Source organism: Novosphingobium sp. CCH12-A3 (genome assembly GCF_001556015.1).
Classification (GTDB): Bacteria; Pseudomonadota; Alphaproteobacteria; order Sphingomonadales; family Sphingomonadaceae; genus Novosphingobium; species Novosphingobium subterraneum.
The window spans coordinates 80,251-95,836 of sequence record NZ_LSIA01000116.1 but is presented as its reverse complement, the minus strand read 5'-3'; the positions used below and the strand labels follow the sequence as shown (position 1 = coordinate 95,836).

Here is a 15,586-nt window from a genome sequence, read left to right as displayed (position 1 = left end):
GTCATTCAGGGAGGGTGAAGCTGGTTTCGCTGCGGTCCATGCCGCCTTCGTCATCGGGGGCCGTGAGGACGAAGGCGAATTCGCCGTGGCCCCTGTCATGATGGCCCTCACCGTGGCCCTCGCGGCGGTGTTCGCCATGTTCACCACGCCGCCGGGCAACGACGTAGATGCGCAGGCGCTGCGTGGTGTCGGCGGGGACGCGGAAGGTCAGATCGCGCTTGGCAGCGGCTGCGTCCATCTCGTCGGTGAACATGGCAGCGCCTTCAAGGCCTTCCAACGCGACGCGGAAGGTGCGCGGGCGCTCTTCCATGTTGCGCAGCTTGATCGTGTAGGCGTTGCGGATTGTCCCGTCAGACAGCGTCACGAACTCGGGATTGCGGTCCTTGGCCACCGAAATGTCGAGACGGGCGCGCTGGCCAAGGGCGAAGAGCATTGCCGCGCCGATCGCCGACCACACCCCGAGATAGATCAGCGTGCGCGGACGGAAGATGGTCTTGAGGACCGGGGTGGGCTCCTCGCCCTTCTTCTCCTTTTCGGCATCGACCAGCGTGCAGTAGTCGATCAGTCCGCGCGCGCGACCGACGTCGGCCATGGCCTTGTCGCAGGCGTCGATGCACAGCGCGCAAGTGATGCAGCCGATCTGCGGCCCCTCGCGGATGTCTATGCCGGTCGGGCATACGGCGACGCACTGCATACAGTCGATGCAGTCACCCAGCGGAGTGGCAGCCTTGACCGCGCTCTTGACCGAGCCGCGCGGCTCGCCGCGCCAGTCCTTGTAGGTGACGATCAGGCTCTTCTCGTCGAGCATCGCGGTCTGGATGCGCGGCCAGGGGCACATGTAGATGCAGACCTGTTCGCGCATGAAGCCGCCGAAGATGAAGGTCGTCATCGTCAGGACGAATGTGGTGGCATAGGCGACAGGAGCGGCAGTGCCGGTCCAGAATTCGTATTGCAGCGTCGGTGCGTCGGCGAAGTAGAAGATCCAGGCCCCGCCCGTGGCGAAGCTGATGGCGAGGTAGATGGTCCACTTCAGCGCGCGCTTGCCGATCTTGCCGGCTGTCCACGGCGCCTTCTGCAGGCGCAGCTGGGCGTTGCGGTCGCCATCGATGAAGCGATCGACGTGCTGGAACAGGTCCGTCCACACCGTCTGCGGGCAGGCATAGCCGCACCAGGCGCGACCCACCGCCGAGGTGACGAGGAACAGGCCGATCCCGGCCATGATCAGCAGGCCTGCCACGAAGTAGAATTCATGCGGCCAGATTTCGATATCGAACATGAAGAACCGGCGGTGCGCCAGATCGATCAGCACCGCCTGGTCGGGGGCATAGGGGCCGCGGTCCCACCGGATCCACGGCGTGCCCCAGTAAATGCCCAGGCACACGATCATGACCAGCCACTTGAAGCGGCGGAATGGTCCGTTGATAGCCTTCGGGAAAACGCCTTTCCGCTTTTCGTAGAGGCCGATTTCGTTCGAGTGGTCCGCGCGGAGTTTGGGATCGTGCGCAGTCATGACCGTGCTGTCCTGTGTTCGGGTTATTTGGCCGCAGCGGGGGCTGCTGCGGGTTCGGGAGCGGCAGGAGCGGGTGCTTCCTCGCCGCCGCCCAGCGAATGGACGTAAGTGGCCAGCATCTTCACCGTCACCGGATCGAGACGCGTGCCCCACGATGGCATCACGCCGTACCGGGCGTTCGTCACCGTCTGGGTCAGCGCCTTGCGGTCACCACCGTAGAGCCAGATCGCATCGCTGAGCTTGGGCGCGCCAAAAGCCCGATCGCCTTCACCGCTGGCGCCATGACAAGCGACGCAGTTTGCGGCGTAGATCTCGGCGCCGCGCTGCGAGGAGCCACTCGGCTTCTCCTGGGCGCTGATCACGCGGACATGGCTGACCACGTCCTGCACTTGGGCCGGCGTCAGGATGCCATCGCGCCCGAAGGCCGGCATCTGACTCATGCGGGTGGCGTCGTCGCCGGGCTGGCGCACGCCGTGGACGAGCGTCTGGTGGACCGTGGCGACATCGCCGCCCCACAGCCAGTCGTCGTCATTGAGGTTGGGATAGCCCGCACTGCCAGCGGCGCCATTGCCGTGACACTGGATGCAGTTGACCTTGAACGCGGCGCGTCCACCGTCGATCGCGGCGCGGCGCAGGCGCGGATCAGCGGCGATCTGTTCGATCGAGGCCTTGTCGAGTTCGGCCAAGAGCCCCGCCTTGCGCGCAGCTTCTGTCTTCATCTCCTGGTCGAGCTGGCCGCGGCTGGTCCAGCCGAAGGTTCCCGCCGTCGCCTTGTCGATCATCGGCCAGGCCGGGTAGACCACGCAGTAGGCGATGGAGAAGACGATCGTGGCGTAGAAGGACCACAGCCACCAGCGCGGCAGGGGATTGTTCAGTTCCTCGATGCCGTCCCATTCGTGGCCGACGGTTTCGACGCCGGTTGCGTCGTCGATGCGCCCTCCGGCGGAGGCCGGAATCTTGTTAGACTCAGACATCGGTTTCGTCCTTGAAGATCGAGTTGGCGGCTTCGCGGTTCAGCGACTTCGCACCGGGGCGGAACGGCCATGCGCTCAACCCCACGAAAATGGCCGTCATCACCAGCAGGCCCCAGCTGTCAGCGAGATGCCGCAGCATGTCGTAAGTGGAGTGGGTGCTCATCGGCCCTTCTCCTTGGCGAGCTTCTCCTGCGCGGCAGGGGCGTTCACGTCGACAAGCGTGCCCAGCATCTGGAGATAGGCGACAAGCGCATCCATCTCGGTCAGACGCGTCGGATCGCCGTCAAAGTCGCGCGCCTGCGCCTTGGGGTAGCGCTTGAGCAGATCGGTCGCGTCTGCGTTCGGATCGGCCTGGGCCTTGAGGTCCTCGTTGGCCTTCTCGATGTCGGTCTTCGAGTAGGGCACGCCGACCTGGTAGAGCGTGCGCAGCTCTGCCGTCATGTCGCCCGGGTTCAGGTCATGCTCGGCAAGGTGCGCGTACGTCGGCATGATCGATTCCGGCACCACGGCGCGCGGATCCTTGAGGTGCTGCACGTGCCATTCATCGGAATAGCGATTGCCGACGCGGGCAAGGTCAGGCCCGGTACGCTTCGAGCCCCACTGGAACGGATGGTCGTACATCGATTCCGCTGCAAGGCTGTAGTGGCCGTAGCGTTCGACCTCGTCACGGAACGGACGGATCATCTGGCTGTGGCAGACATAGCAGCCTTCGCGGACATAGATGTCGCGTCCGGCCTGCTCGAGCGGGGTGTAGGGGCGCATGCCGTCCACCTTCTCGATCGTGTTGTCGATCCAGAACAGCGGGGCTATCTCGACGATGCCGCCCACGGTCACTGCCGCGAAGGCCGCGAGCCCGAGGAGCGTCACGTTGCGCTCCAGTTTCTTGTGCTTTTCCACGATTGTCGTCATGGGATTTTCTCCGGATGCGTCTGATCAGGCTGCGGCAGGCGCGGCGAGGATCGGACGGTCCTTTTCGGGATCGTAGGGGGCATCGCTCATCGGTGCTTCGTCACGCAGCGCCCCAAGGATCGTGCGCCAGACGTTGACGGTCATGACCACGGCTCCTGCGAGGTAAAGCAGGCCACCGAAGGCGCGCAGAAAGAACATCGGCTTCAGCGCAAGGACGGTTTCGGCAAAGCTGTTCACCAGGTAGCCGTCGGCACCATATTCGCGCCACATCAGGCCCTGGGTGATGCCTGCCACCCACATCGAGGCGGCGTAGAAGACGATGCCCACGGTCGCGAGCCAGAAGTGCCAGTTGACCATGCGCAGCGAGTAGAGCCGTTCACGGTTCCACAGGCGCGGCACGAGGTAATAGACCGCCGCGAAGGTGATCATGCCGTTCCAGCCCAGCGCGCCGGAGTGGACGTGGCCGATGGTCCAGTCGGTATAGTGCGACAGGCTGTTCACCGACTTGATCGACATCATCGGGCCTTCGAAGGTGCTCATGCCATAGAAGGCGAGCGCCATGACCATCATGCGGATGATCGGATCGGTTCGGACCTTGTCCCAGGCGCCGTTGAGCGTCATCAGGCCGTTGATCATGCCGCCCCAGCTCGGCATCCACAGCATGACCGAGAAGACCATGCCCAGCGTCTGCGCCCAGTCGGGCAGCGCGGTGTAGTGAAGGTGGTGCGGACCCGCCCAGATGTAGAGGAAGATCAGCGCCCAGAAGTGGATGATCGACAGGCGGTAGGAATAGACCGGGCGTTCGGCCTGCTTCGGAACAAAGTAGTACATCATCGCCAAGAAGCCGGCGGTGAGGAAGAAGCCGACCGCGTTGTGGCCGTACCACCACTGCACCAGCGCGCCCTGCACACCGGCAAAGATCGGGTAGCTGCGGCTGCCGACGAAGCTGACCGGCCAGTTCAGGTTGTTGACGATGTGCAGCATCGCCACGGTCACGATGAACGACAGGTAGAACCAGTTGGCGACATAGATATGCGGTTCGGTGCGCTTGACGATCGTACCGACGAAGACCGCGAGGTAGGCCACCCAGACGATGGTCAGCCACAGGTCGACGTACCATTCGGGCTCGGCATATTCCTTGCCCTGCGTGATGCCGAGCAGATAGCCGGTTGCCGCCAGCACGATGAACAGCTGGTATCCCCAGAACACGAAACGGGCGAGGCCGGGGAAGGCCAGCCTCGCCCGGCAAGTACGCTGCACGACGTAGAACGACGTGGCGATCAGCGCGTTGCCTCCGAAAGCGAAGATGACCGCAGAGGTGTGCAGCGGGCGCAGGCGGCCGAACGCGGTCCATTCAAGACCGAGGTTCAGGACCGGCAGCGCCAGCTGCAGTGCGATGTAGAGCCCTGCCAGGAACCCTGCCATGCCCCAGAAGACGGTCGCGATCACGCCCCAGCGGATCACGTCGTCGTCGTAGCGGCCCTGATCAGGTGCGAGGATGGCCTTCGACAGATCCACCCCGCGCAGCGTGACGATCAGCCCGATGATGCAGGCCAGTGCCACGATGCCCATGTGGATCGCGAAACCCGTGTCGACGGCTGCAGCGCAGGCGGCGACGGCGATAAAGAGCGCAACGAGCCAGAGGCCCGAGCGCGATAGTGCCGATTCCATGGAGCCTTCCCTTCCATGAGTGATGTGCATGCCGCGCTGCACCCAAGGGCGAGGAGGAACATTGACCAGAGTCAAATCGCGCAAAATCAGCCTTATACTTTGGTCGTAGATCGCGTTTTCGCATTTTTGCGCTTCGTCAATGTCTCGTGATTCGGTGCTGTGCATCAAGCTGTCCAAGCCACGGACGATCTGGGGCCAGCGAGGGGCTGGCCATCCGTGGTGCAGGACAAGACCGATGAAGAAGCTGATTACCGCCGCCCTGCCCCTGGCCTTCGCAGCCGCCGCTCTTGCACCGGCACCGGCCCTTGCCGGCTCGGCCGAAGGCAAGCTGCAGGTCAAGGTGCTCGGCACTGGCGTGCTTCCGGACGGCAAGATCGTGGAAGTGAAGAAAGACCCCCTGGGCCTGACCACCGGCGCGCAGACCAAGGCCAACGACAACTATGTGCCGACCCTTGCGGTCGAGTATTTTCTGACGCCCAACGTCTCGGCCGAGACGATCTGCTGCTTCACCCAGCACCATGTCAGCGGCGTGGGCGCCCTGGCCCCAGCGACCAACATCGTCGACCACGTGCTGGTGCTGCCGGCCACGCTGACGCTGAAGTATCACCTGCCGATGGGCGGCGGGATCAAGCCATATGTGGGCGCTGGTCCGTCGATGTTCCTGATCTTCGGTGAAAAGCCCGGTTCGAGCATCACTGGCCTGGGCGTGACCAAGGTCAAGATGTCCAACGAAGTGGGCTTTGCCCTTCAAGCGGGCGTGGACATTCCGGTCAACGACAAGGGCCTTGGTGTCAGCATCGATGCCAAGAAGTATTTCCAGGACACGACCGCCCACTTCTATGCCGGAAATGCCGAAGTCCTGACCACCAAGCACTCGCTTGACCCGTGGGTCGTGAGCGCAGGGCTCGCATACCGCTTCTGACGAAATCCCCTTCCCGTCCGGCACCCCCCACGCGCGCCGGATCAGGGGACGGCGGGCAGGAAATCACGAGGTTCTGGGATCGCCTCGCTGGTTTTCTGCCCGCCACTTTTTTGTTTGTTCAACTTACAAATCCCAACATTTCCGGGCATTTCAGGCCTGTTGCGCCGCAGACACAGGTGTGGCTGAATAGGCGGAACTTCCCCAAAGCCTGATTGCGCCGAACCGTTGCTCTAGCGCATAGGAACTCCAGCACTTGTCAACGAACAAGTTGCCATCGCAACTACAATTGCGCCATTTTGGGAGGATACAACAATGGCTAACCCAGCCCGCATTCGCAGGATTCTGCTCTCGTCCGTCGCCTCGCTGGTGATCGCGACGCCCGCACTCGCCCAGTCCGCCGATGAAGCACAGGCTGAAGACGGCAGCACCGGCAACGAAATCGTCGTCACCGCAACCAAGCGCGCCCAGACGATCCAGGAAGTGCCGTTCTCGGTGAACGCGCAGACCGCAGCCGACATCGAAAAGACCGGCGCCAGCTCGATCGAAGACATCTCGCGCTCGGTCGCCGGCCTCACTGTCCAGAACCTCGGGCCCGGCCAGAGCCAGGTTTCCGTGCGCGGCGTATCGGCAGGCCAGATCGTCCGCGACCAGCCGGGCGTGAAGGAACAGGTCGGCATCTATCTCGACGAATCCGTCACCTCGCTGTCGCTGTTCACCCCCGATTTCGACCTGTTCGACCTCAACCGCGTGGAAACGCTGCGCGGGCCGCAGGGCACGCTGTTCGGTTCGGGTTCGGTGGGCGGTACCGTCCGCTACATCACTAACCAGCCCAAGCTGGGCCAGACCGAAGGCCAGGTCGCCGCTGACGTCAACGTGCTCGACGGCGGCGATGTCGGCTATTCGGCCAAGGGCGCCGTCAACGTGCCGCTGGGCGAGAACGCCGCGCTGCGCGTGGTCGGCTATGGCGAGCACTTTGCCGGCTTTATCAACGCAGTCGGCCCGGCGGCCGGCAAGAACATCAACGACGGCGAACGCTACGGCGTTCGCGCAGCAGCGCTGTTCGAACCTGTTGCTGGCGTGAAGATCACGCCGCGCATCGTCTACCAGGACATCAAGACCAACGGCTTCAACCGCGCGGACGTGTACCACTTCTACCAGAGCCCGCTGGCTGGCGCTCCCGCGCTGCCGGAAAACACGCAGTATCTGAAGCTGCGCGAAGGCTTCCGCGACAAGACCACCTTGGCTGACCTCACGATCACGGCTCCAGTTTCGGATTCGATCGAGGTCACCAGCGTCACGACCTATATCAACCGCGATATTCTGGTTAGCCGCGATGCTTCGGCCCTGACCGGCTCGGTCTCGGTCTCGTTCGCCGGTTTGGAACCGCTTGTGGCGCCGGGCGCAAACCTGCCTTCGAACCTGCGCGATGGCACCAAGCTGAAGACCTGGACCCAGGAAGTGCGCCTGGCCTCGTCAGGCAAAGGCCCACTCCAGTGGGTACTTGGCGGGTTCTACAGCAAGATCGACCGTGAATACGCCCAGCGCCTGCCCACCCCGGGTTACGACGCCTTCGGCAACCTGTTCCTTGCCGCCCTGTGCCAAGCCGAAAACACGTGCCGCGTTCCCAACGCCAATCCGGCGTTGCGGACCCCGTTCGTGTCGACCGACGCTGCGATCGCCAACGGGTTCCCCGCGAACTCGCCTTACAATGCCGATATCCCATACGACATCGAGCAGTTCGCGATCTTCGGTGAAGCCAGCTACAAGATCGGCGACTTCAAGATGACCGCAGGCGGTCGCTACTACGACTTCAAGGAATCGCGCGATTTCATCTCGGGCGGCGTCTTCGCCAACGGTGACCGCCGGATTGCCGACAAGACCAAGAGCGACGGGTTCAATCCCCGCTTCATCGTCAGCTATCAGCCGAGCCGGGATCTTTCGATCAACCTGCAGGCTTCGAAAGGCTTTCGCCTTGGTGGCGTGAACGACCCGCTGAACCTGCCGCTCTGCTCGGCCAACGACAAGGTCATCTTCGGTAACAGCCAGACCTACAAGGACGAGACCCTTTGGAACTACGAGGCCGGTGTGAAGCTCGCCAGCGGCCCCGTCACCTTCAATGCGGCGGCGTTCTACAACGATATCCGCAACCTGCAGGTCACGGCCGACGCCGGAAGCTGCTCGTCGCGCGTGGTGTTCAACGTGCCAAAGGCGCACACCACCGGTGTCGAAATGGAACTCGCTGCCGACCTCGGCATGGGCTTCTCGCTCGCAGTCAACGGCTCGGTGATCGAATCGCAGTTCGACAGCAGCGTCAAGGACGGCACTGGCGCGATCATCGCGGGCATCCGTGACGGCAACCGCCTGCCGACCGTGCCGAAGTTCCAGATGTCGGCAACAGCCGGTTACACCACTGAAGTGTCTAGCGGCATGGAGTTGTCGGCCAATGCCAGCTTCCAGCATGTCGGCAACCGCTTCACCCAGCCCTCGGATCAAGAGGCCGGCGCAGGCGTGTTCGGCAACTCGCTGTTCTTCAATCCGGCAACCGGCGCCTACGGCAGCGGCGTCTACAACTTCGGGTCGTATCAGCTGCCAAGCTACAACCTCGTCAACATCTCGGCGGGTCTGAACTGGGAGAACGGCCTGTCGGTTCTGGTCTATGCCAACAACCTGTTCAACGAAACGCCGCTGCTCTCGCTCGACCGCGAACGCGGTGGCCGCGCACGCCTCGGCTACAACGTCGGCACGCCGCGCAAGATCGGCATGACCGTGCGCAAGTCGTTCTGATCCTTCGGGATCGGACAAGAGAAAGGCCGGTCCCGCAAAGGGCCGGCCTTTTCCATTTCCAACGCTGGAGCCGGATTCAACCGGCCAGCGAGACCAACGCCTGCCGGTTCAGTATCTCCACCTCGCGACGCGAAGGCAGTTCGATCACGCCTTCATTCTTGAGCTTGGTGAACTGACGGCTGACCGTTTCGATCGTCAGTCCCAGAACGTCGGCAACTTGCTGGCGGGAAAACGGCAGTGAAAAACGGCGTGCAGGGCCGAAAGCGGGAGTGCATCCCGTTTCCGCCAGGCGATCGGACATTTCCAGCAGGAATGTCGCGATCTTTTCCGATGCGTTCTTGCGCCCGAGGAGCATCATCCACGAACGCGTGCGGTCGAGTTCCGCAAGAGTGCGCTCCAGCAGCTTGTGCTCAAGCTCGGGATGTTCGCGGGCGAAGCGGTCAAAATCGTTGCGCGAGAACACGCAGACACGCGCATCCGTCAGCGCGACCACGCTGGCGCTGCTGGTCTGTCCGAACGGACGGCCGATGAAATCCGATGGATAGGCAACGCCGACGATCTGCTCGCGCCCGTCCTCCGTGCTGGTGGTCAGCTTGAGGACGCCTTCGATCACATTGGCGACGAGCAGCGAATCATCGTCTTCCCAGATCAGCGGTTCGCCCGCCGTCACCACTCTGCGTCGACCGATCTGATTGAGCGCTTCAATCTCACGGTTGTCGAGTCCGGCGCAAATGGCACGATTGCGGACGACACAGGTATCACAGGAAGACATGGCGCTTCGTTATCATTCCGAACCATTTCCGGCAATTGGCGAAAAGGATCAGCGTTGCGTCCCTCCGAGCCACGAAAAATTGGGCGGTCCGGGTCTGCCGGGCCGCCCGAGTTGGGGAGAAATCGCCGAAGCGGGGCGGAGGCCGGTGGGGTGCGTCCACCCCGCTTCGTCGAAGTCATGACTATCCGCGCGCGCCCGAGCCCGCGTTGACGGAAGTCAAAAACACCAACAATTTTTAGGATTGCTGCAGAATTCAGAGCGCGGGAAGCTGCGTCACGTCGTGATATTGGCCCCGGAAGAACAGCAGCGGTGTGCCGTCTTCGCGACGGTCCAGCGCCTCGACTGCGCCAACCACCAGAAAGTGATCGCCGATGTCCTCGACCCGCTCGACCGTGCAGTCGATCCAGGCAATCGCGTCCTCGAGAAGCGGCATGCCGGACGGCGTGTGATCGTGCGCAAGCTCGGCAAACTTGTCCTCAGCCTTCGCTGCAAAGCGCTTGCACAGCTCCAACTGGTCAGCGCCCAGCACATTCACGCAAAACCGGCCCGTCTCCGCGATCCTGGGCCATGTGCTCGATCGCTTGTCCGGGAAAAATCCCACAAGCGGCGGATCGAGCGAGATCGAACTGAACGAGCCCACGACCAGACCGTGCCGCGTTCCATCCGGCTCGACCGAAGTGATGACGCAGACACCTGTCGGCCAGGTACCGAGGACGTTACGGAAATGGCGGGGATCGATCATGCGCGCCTGCCTGTCGCCATTTCGCGCGGGCGTCAACCGTCCCTGAAGGTCTGGCGGGCTATTCGAAGTACGCGATACAGCGCACTTCGATGCTTTCCCGGATCTTCGCATCGGGCAGGCTGGTATCGTGAAACGCGGTGTGCGGGCAGCGCCAGGTGACCGAGTGATCGCTGTCCTGAAATTTGAACAGCAGCACGTCGTCTGCCTGCATGTTCGAGAAGTACCACCAGCGGTGGCGCTCGCGATGGCGGAAGATCGTCGCGGCGATCATCTGGTCCTCCCCTTCGACAGGAGCGGTCAGGGCGTCGCCGGTAGGGAATTCATCGACCACGAACAGGGTGTTCGAGGCGGTTTCCTCATCACTCACCGTGCGTCCGTCGCATACTGCCAGCGGCCAGTCCTGCGGCCCGGGCGAAAACGTCCGCCACAGCGAGAAGCAGATATAGCGCTTGTACCCCGGACCATCGGCAAACCGATCGGCATAGACCCGCGCGGCGGCGCGTTGCCCGGTAATCTCGTTATAATCGACGTGCGCTTCGCCTGCCGGTGGCTGGATTCCGCCGGAGTGCTGATAACCCTCGACCTTCTGTTTCGCCCTGGCCGACAGATCAGCCGACGTCCGGATCATCCACCCTTGAGCAGCGGTTCGGCTTGCCCCGGAAAGGCGCGTCACCAGGTCCTCGACTTCAGCCAGATAGGCGGCGTCGACCGCGGGCTTATCGTGGAAATCGGCAATGGCAGAGCGATGCTTGCCGAGCACGAAGCCATGCGTGTCAAGCGTGAAGTGATCGCGGATGGTCATCCCGTCGCGCACTTCGCAAGCGTAATCGAAATACTCGCCGGTGTTCATCTCGGCGCCCTGCGAGACATAACGCCGCGTGACGTAGTCCCCCTCGCCCAGATACCGGATCAGCGCGGGAGCGCGGCGGACAGATTCCTCGATCGGCTCAAGCTGCGCAGTGACGTTCATCTGCCTCTCCCAAGGCCTTGTTTCTGATCCGGCCGACCTTCACATATGTTAGCCTGCCTAATCAAGTGGTGCCTTGAAAAGAAATGCAAGCCAAACGCGTAAAACACGTGTAGGGGCCGCCGCACAGGTATCGCCGTGCACTGTGTGGGAACGGGCTGAGGCGATTCGTGCCGGGGAAGTACCCCGGCCACCCAGCCGATATTGGCCCAACACATATGCGAATGTCGCTTCGGCGGCAGGAATGGCGATTTTGACGATGACTTTTGCACACCTCCCCAGCCCGCTCGCGCAGGCACTCGAAGCGCATGGCTATACGGCGCTTACGCCCGTCCAGGCTGCCGTTACCGAACCCGAAGCTTCGGGGCGCGACCTTGTCGTGTCGGCGCAGACGGGCTCGGGCAAGACCGTGGCTTTCGGCCTTGCCATGGCGCCGGAACTGATCGGCGACGAAAGCGCCCTCCCCTTCGCCACCGCGCCGCTGGCCCTGGTCGTGGCGCCAACCCGCGAACTCGCGCTGCAGGTCAGCCGCGAACTGCAGTGGCTCTATGCGCCGACCCACGCGCGCATCGCCACCTGCGTCGGCGGCATGGACCCTTCTCGCGAACGCCGCACGCTGCAGGGCGGAGCGCATATCGTCGTCGGCACGCCGGGCCGCCTGCGTGACCACCTCGAACGCGGCGCGCTCGACCTCTCCGCGCTCGCCTGCGTCGTGCTCGACGAAGCCGACGAGATGCTCGACATGGGCTTCCGCGAAGACCTCGAGGAACTGCTCGACGCAACGCCGGAAAACCGCCGCACGCTGCTGTTCTCGGCGACGATGCCAAAGCCGATCGAGGCATTGGCAAAGCGCTACCAGAAGAACTCGCTGCGCATCTCCACCGTTGGCGAAAATCGTGGCCATGGCGATATCGCCTACCGCGCCGTCGCCGTTGCTCCTGCCGAGATCGAAGCCGCCGTGGTCAATCTGCTGCGCTTCCACGAGGCCGAAACCGCGATGCTGTTCTGCGCCACGCGCGACAACGTCCGCCGCCTCCATGCCACGCTGGTGGAACGCGGCTTCACCGCCGTCGCGCTTTCGGGCGAGCACAGCCAGTCCGAGCGCAACAACGCGCTGCAGGCCCTTCGCGACCGCCGCGCTCGCGTTTGCGTTGCCACCGACGTGGCCGCGCGCGGCATCGACCTGCCTTCGCTGAGCCTCGTCATTCACGTCGAGATTCCGCGCGATGCCGAAACGCTGCAGCATCGTTCGGGCCGGACCGGTCGCGCCGGCAAGAAGGGCACGGCCGTGCTCATCGTGCCGTTCCCGCGCCGCCGCCGCGTCGAGATGATGCTCCGCGGGGCCAAGATCAATGCCGAGTGGGCCGAAGTGCCGACGCCGGAAGCGATCCGCGCGCAGGACCGCGAACGCCTGCTCGAAACGATCCTCGCACCGGTTGAGCCGGACGAGGCCGATCTCGATATCGCCCGCACCCTGCTCGAACAGCGCAGCGCCGAGGAGCTGGCCGCAGCGCTGGTCCGCGCCCATCGCGCTGCCCTGCCCCAGCCCGAAGAGCTGCTCTCCGGCACCGACGAAGGTCGCAAGCAGGCCGCGCACCGCCCCGGCTTTGACGATGTGGTGTGGTTCCGCATGGACGTGGGCCGTCGCCAGAACGCTGATCCGCGCTGGATCCTGCCGACGCTGTGCCGTCGCGGTCACGTCTCGCGCCAGGAAATCGGCGCGATCCGCATCGCGCCGAACGATACCTGGTTCCAGGTCCCTCGCGCCATTGCCGACCGCTTCGCCGATGCCGTGCGCCGCACCGCCGATCCCAAGGGCGAGGACGAGAACGGCATCCACATCGAAGCCGCGCCAGATGGTCCGCGCGAAATGGCGCGCGACAATCGCCGCGGCGCCAATGACGGCCCGCGCAAGTTCCAGCGCAACGACGACCGTCGCGGCGACGACCATCGCGGCCCACGCCGCCCTCACCCGGCCGGCCAGCGTCCGCAAGGCAAGCCGCACCGGAAGGGCCCTGCGCAGCCACGCTGATCAACCTCGTGGAACGGAATCGTCTGCTCCGGCTTGGACATGATGTTCGAGCCGGAGTTTTCACATGTCCCAGATGCCCAAACCTGCCACCTTCCGCCTTATCGGGGCGCTGGCCCTGCCCTTCGCACTGATGCTCGGCGCGTGCGACGCGGCGGATACGCCGACACAGCCCATGGACGCCAAGGATATTCCTGAGAACCAGGGCATGGGCGGCGCCTATGACGGAAACCCGACGGGGACTCCGTCAGGCACCGGCGCGGACACGCCTGTGAACGCACCAGCCGAGGACCGCTCCTCGGCTGACGGCACAACGCCAATGCAGTCGCAACAGCAGTAAGGCGGTTTATTCCTCGCCCATCCGCAGGGCGGCGATAAAGGCTTCCTGCGGGATCGAGACGTTGCCGTACTCGCGCATGCGGGCCTTGCCCTTCTTCTGCTTTTCCAGAAGCTTCTTCTTGCGGGTGATGTCGCCGCCATAGCACTTGGCGGTAACGTCCTTGCGCATCGCCGCGATCGTCTCGCGGGCAACAACCTTGCCGCCGATGGCTGCCTGCACCGGGATCTTGAACAGGTGGCGCGGGATCAGGTCCTTGAGGCGCTCGCACATGTGGCGTCCACGCGCTTCGGCCGCGCTGCGGTGGACAATCATCGACAGCGCATCGACTGGCTCGTTGTTGACGAGAATGCTCATCTTGACGAGATCGCCCTCGCGCAAGCCGATCTGCTCGTAGTCAAACGAGGCATAGCCACGGCTGATCGACTTGAGACGGTCGTAGAAATCGAACACGACTTCGTTCAACGGCAGCTCGTAGGTCACCTGCGCACGCCCGCCGACATAAGTCAGCCCGGTCTGCACGCCGCGCCGGTCCTGGCACAGCTTGAGCACCGAGCCGAGGTACTCGTCCGGCGTATAGATGGTGCCCTTGATCCACGGTTCGTCGATCTGTTCGATGCGGCTTGGATCGGGATAGTCGGCCGGATTGTGCAGCAGGATCTCGCGCGCATCATCGTTGCGGCTGGCGCGCAGCTGGATGCGGTAAACCACTGATGGTGCAGTGGTAATCAGGTCAAGATCGTACTCGCGGCTGAGACGCTCCTGAATGATCTCGAGGTGCAGCAATCCCAGGAAGCCGCAACGGAAACCGAAGCCCAATGCTGCGCTCGATTCCATCTCGAAGCTGAACGATGCGTCATTCAAGCGCAGCTTGGCGATGCTTTCGCGCAGCTTTTCGAACTCTGCAGCATCGACCGGGAAGATGCCGCAGAACACGACCGGCTGCACTTCCTTGAAGCCCGGCAGTGCTTCCTTGGCGCCCTGCTTTACCGTGGTGATCGTGTCACCCACGCGGGCCTGCGCCACTTCCTTGATCTGCGCGGTGATGAAGCCGATCTCGCCCGGACCCAGTTCGTCGAGCGTCTCGATCTTTGGCCGCATGCAGCCGACGCGGTCGATCAGGTGTTCGGTTCCCCCGGCCATGAACTTGACCTGCAGGCCCTTCCTGATCACGCCATCGATCACGCGAACGAGGATGACGACGCCGAGGTACGGGTCGTACCACGAGTCCACCAGCATGGCCTTGAGCGGTGCGCTGCGATCGCCCTTCGGCGGGGGAATGCGCTCGACCACGGAGTCCAGCACTTCCTCGATGCCGATGCCCGACTTGGCGCTGGTCATCACGGCGTTGCTGGCGTCGAGGCCGATCACGTCCTCGATCTCGGCCTTGACCTTTTCGGGCTCGGCGGCGGGCAAGTCGATCTTGTTGATCACCGGCACGATCTCGTGATCGTGCTCGATCGACTGATAGACGTTGGCCAGCGTCTGCGCTTCCACGCCCTGCGCCGCGTCCACCACCAGCAGCGCGCCTTCGCAGGCGGCAAGGCTCCGGCTGACTTCATAGGCAAAGTCGACGTGGCCGGGCGTGTCCATCAGGTTGAGCTGATAGGTCTTTCCGTCCTTGGCCTTGTAATCAAGGCGCACGGTCTGCGCCTTGATCGTGATGCCGCGCTCCTTCTCGATATCCATGTTGTCGAGCACCTGCTCAGACATCTCACGCTCGGAAAGGCCCCCGGTGTACTGGATCAGACGATCCGCCAGCGTCGACTTGCCGTGGTCGATATGGGCGATGATGGAGAAATTGCGGATCAGCGAAAGGTCGGTCATGTCGGTCTTTGAATGAAAGCGGTGCGGTGCGCACCGGAGCGCCGTTAGCAGGTGTGATCCAGCGAGTCACGATGGCCGGAGTCTGCATCGGTGAAAGCCCCGAGACGCGATTCTTTTCAGATGTGCGTCAGTTTCTCGACAT

At 63.4% G+C, this 15,586-nt stretch carries 13 protein-coding genes; 4 read left to right on the top strand and 9 right to left on the bottom strand.

From position 1 onward, the window contains the following. Position 1 precedes the first annotated feature (1 nt). From ccoG to ccoN, 5 genes are read right to left on the bottom strand one after another with little or no spacing between them, the layout of a single operon-like run. Entirely contained in the window at positions 2-1,510 is a 1,509-nt protein-coding gene (gene ccoG, locus AX703_RS08630; RefSeq protein ID WP_062343628.1) for a cytochrome c oxidase accessory protein CcoG, read from the bottom strand. A 23-nt stretch (positions 1,511-1,533) separates the two neighbouring features. After that, complete coding sequence (gene ccoP / locus AX703_RS08625; RefSeq protein WP_062343627.1) at positions 1,534-2,484, bottom strand: cytochrome-c oxidase, cbb3-type subunit III; 951 nt, start codon at positions 2,482-2,484, stop codon at positions 1,534-1,536. After that, positions 2,477-2,647, bottom strand: coding sequence for a cbb3-type cytochrome c oxidase subunit 3 (locus AX703_RS08620; RefSeq protein WP_062343626.1), 171 nt, complete (start codon positions 2,645-2,647; stop codon positions 2,477-2,479). Before AX703_RS08620 ends, ccoP begins: the two co-directional genes overlap by 8 nt. Beyond that, positions 2,644-3,393: a cytochrome-c oxidase, cbb3-type subunit II gene (gene ccoO, locus AX703_RS08615; protein WP_039335152.1), complete on the bottom strand. Its 750-nt coding sequence runs from the start codon at positions 3,391-3,393 to the stop codon at positions 2,644-2,646. Before ccoO ends, AX703_RS08620 begins: the two co-directional genes overlap by 4 nt. Positions 3,394-3,417: 24 nt before the next feature. Then, positions 3,418-5,064 carry a cytochrome-c oxidase, cbb3-type subunit I gene (gene ccoN / locus AX703_RS08610; RefSeq protein WP_062343625.1) on the bottom strand — a complete coding sequence of 549 codons (1,647 nt, stop codon included), beginning with the start codon at positions 5,062-5,064 and terminating at the stop codon, positions 3,418-3,420. A gap of 235 nt (positions 5,065-5,299) precedes the next feature. Between ccoN and AX703_RS08605 the strand changes: the two genes are divergently transcribed. Further along, positions 5,300-5,986, top strand: a complete 687-nt coding sequence (locus AX703_RS08605) for an OmpW family protein (RefSeq protein WP_062343624.1) — start codon at positions 5,300-5,302, stop codon at positions 5,984-5,986. Between the two features lie 312 nt (positions 5,987-6,298). After that, positions 6,299-8,770, top strand: coding sequence for a TonB-dependent receptor (locus AX703_RS08600; protein ID WP_062343623.1), 2,472 nt, complete (start codon positions 6,299-6,301; stop codon positions 8,768-8,770). A 76-nt stretch (positions 8,771-8,846) separates the two neighbouring features. On the opposite strand, the gene AX703_RS08595 is transcribed toward AX703_RS08600, so the two are convergent. From AX703_RS08595 to AX703_RS08585, 3 genes are all read right to left on the bottom strand, one after another. Beyond that, complete coding sequence (locus AX703_RS08595; RefSeq protein ID WP_039335157.1) at positions 8,847-9,542, bottom strand: Crp/Fnr family transcriptional regulator; 696 nt, start codon at positions 9,540-9,542, stop codon at positions 8,847-8,849. Between the two features lie 253 nt (positions 9,543-9,795). Continuing rightward, positions 9,796-10,284, bottom strand: coding sequence for a flavin reductase family protein (locus AX703_RS08590; RefSeq protein ID WP_062343622.1), 489 nt, complete (start codon positions 10,282-10,284; stop codon positions 9,796-9,798). Between the two features lie 58 nt (positions 10,285-10,342). Then, positions 10,343-11,254: a CmcJ/NvfI family oxidoreductase gene (locus tag AX703_RS08585; protein ID WP_062343621.1), complete on the bottom strand. Its 912-nt coding sequence runs from the start codon at positions 11,252-11,254 to the stop codon at positions 10,343-10,345. A 256-nt stretch (positions 11,255-11,510) separates the two neighbouring features. Between AX703_RS08585 and AX703_RS08580 the strand changes: the two genes are divergently transcribed. Then, positions 11,511-13,283, top strand: a complete 1,773-nt coding sequence (locus AX703_RS08580) for a DEAD/DEAH box helicase (protein WP_062343669.1) — start codon at positions 11,511-11,513, stop codon at positions 13,281-13,283. Between the two features lie 64 nt (positions 13,284-13,347). Then, complete coding sequence (locus AX703_RS08575; RefSeq protein WP_062343620.1) at positions 13,348-13,620, top strand: hypothetical protein; 273 nt, start codon at positions 13,348-13,350, stop codon at positions 13,618-13,620. 6 nt (positions 13,621-13,626) lie between these two features. Here AX703_RS08575 and lepA read toward each other — a convergent pair whose 3' ends face one another. Continuing rightward, the gene (gene lepA, locus AX703_RS08570; RefSeq protein ID WP_039335165.1) at positions 13,627-15,444 is read right to left on the bottom strand and encodes a translation elongation factor 4; all 1,818 of its coding nucleotides are present in this window, start codon (positions 15,442-15,444) and stop codon (positions 13,627-13,629) included. Between the last annotated feature and the right edge of the window lie 142 nt (positions 15,445-15,586).

Bases quoted from the DNA above. Each gene is read 5' to 3' on its own strand.
- ccoG (WP_062343628.1), bottom strand. From the start codon at position 1,510: ATGACTGCGCACGATCCCAAACTCCGCGCGGACCACTCGAACGAAATC.
- ccoN (WP_062343625.1), bottom strand. From the start codon at position 5,064: ATGGAATCGGCACTATCGCGCTCGGGCCTCTGGCTCGTTGCGCTCTTT.
- AX703_RS08590 (WP_062343622.1), bottom strand. From the start codon at position 10,284: ATGATCGATCCCCGCCATTTCCGTAACGTCCTCGGTACCTGGCCGACA.
- ccoO (WP_039335152.1), bottom strand. From the start codon at position 3,393: ATGACGACAATCGTGGAAAAGCACAAGAAACTGGAGCGCAACGTGACG.
- AX703_RS08580 (WP_062343669.1), top strand. From the start codon at position 11,511: ATGACTTTTGCACACCTCCCCAGCCCGCTCGCGCAGGCACTCGAAGCG.
- AX703_RS08620 (WP_062343626.1), bottom strand. From the start codon at position 2,647: ATGAGCACCCACTCCACTTACGACATGCTGCGGCATCTCGCTGACAGC.
- AX703_RS08595 (WP_039335157.1), bottom strand. From the start codon at position 9,542: ATGTCTTCCTGTGATACCTGTGTCGTCCGCAATCGTGCCATTTGCGCC.
- AX703_RS08585 (WP_062343621.1), bottom strand. From the start codon at position 11,254: ATGAACGTCACTGCGCAGCTTGAGCCGATCGAGGAATCTGTCCGCCGC.
- AX703_RS08605 (WP_062343624.1), top strand. From the start codon at position 5,300: ATGAAGAAGCTGATTACCGCCGCCCTGCCCCTGGCCTTCGCAGCCGCC.
- ccoP (WP_062343627.1), bottom strand. From the start codon at position 2,484: ATGTCTGAGTCTAACAAGATTCCGGCCTCCGCCGGAGGGCGCATCGAC.
- AX703_RS08575 (WP_062343620.1), top strand. From the start codon at position 13,348: ATGTCCCAGATGCCCAAACCTGCCACCTTCCGCCTTATCGGGGCGCTG.
- lepA (WP_039335165.1), bottom strand. From the start codon at position 15,444: ATGACCGACCTTTCGCTGATCCGCAATTTCTCCATCATCGCCCATATC.
- AX703_RS08600 (WP_062343623.1), top strand. From the start codon at position 6,299: ATGGCTAACCCAGCCCGCATTCGCAGGATTCTGCTCTCGTCCGTCGCC.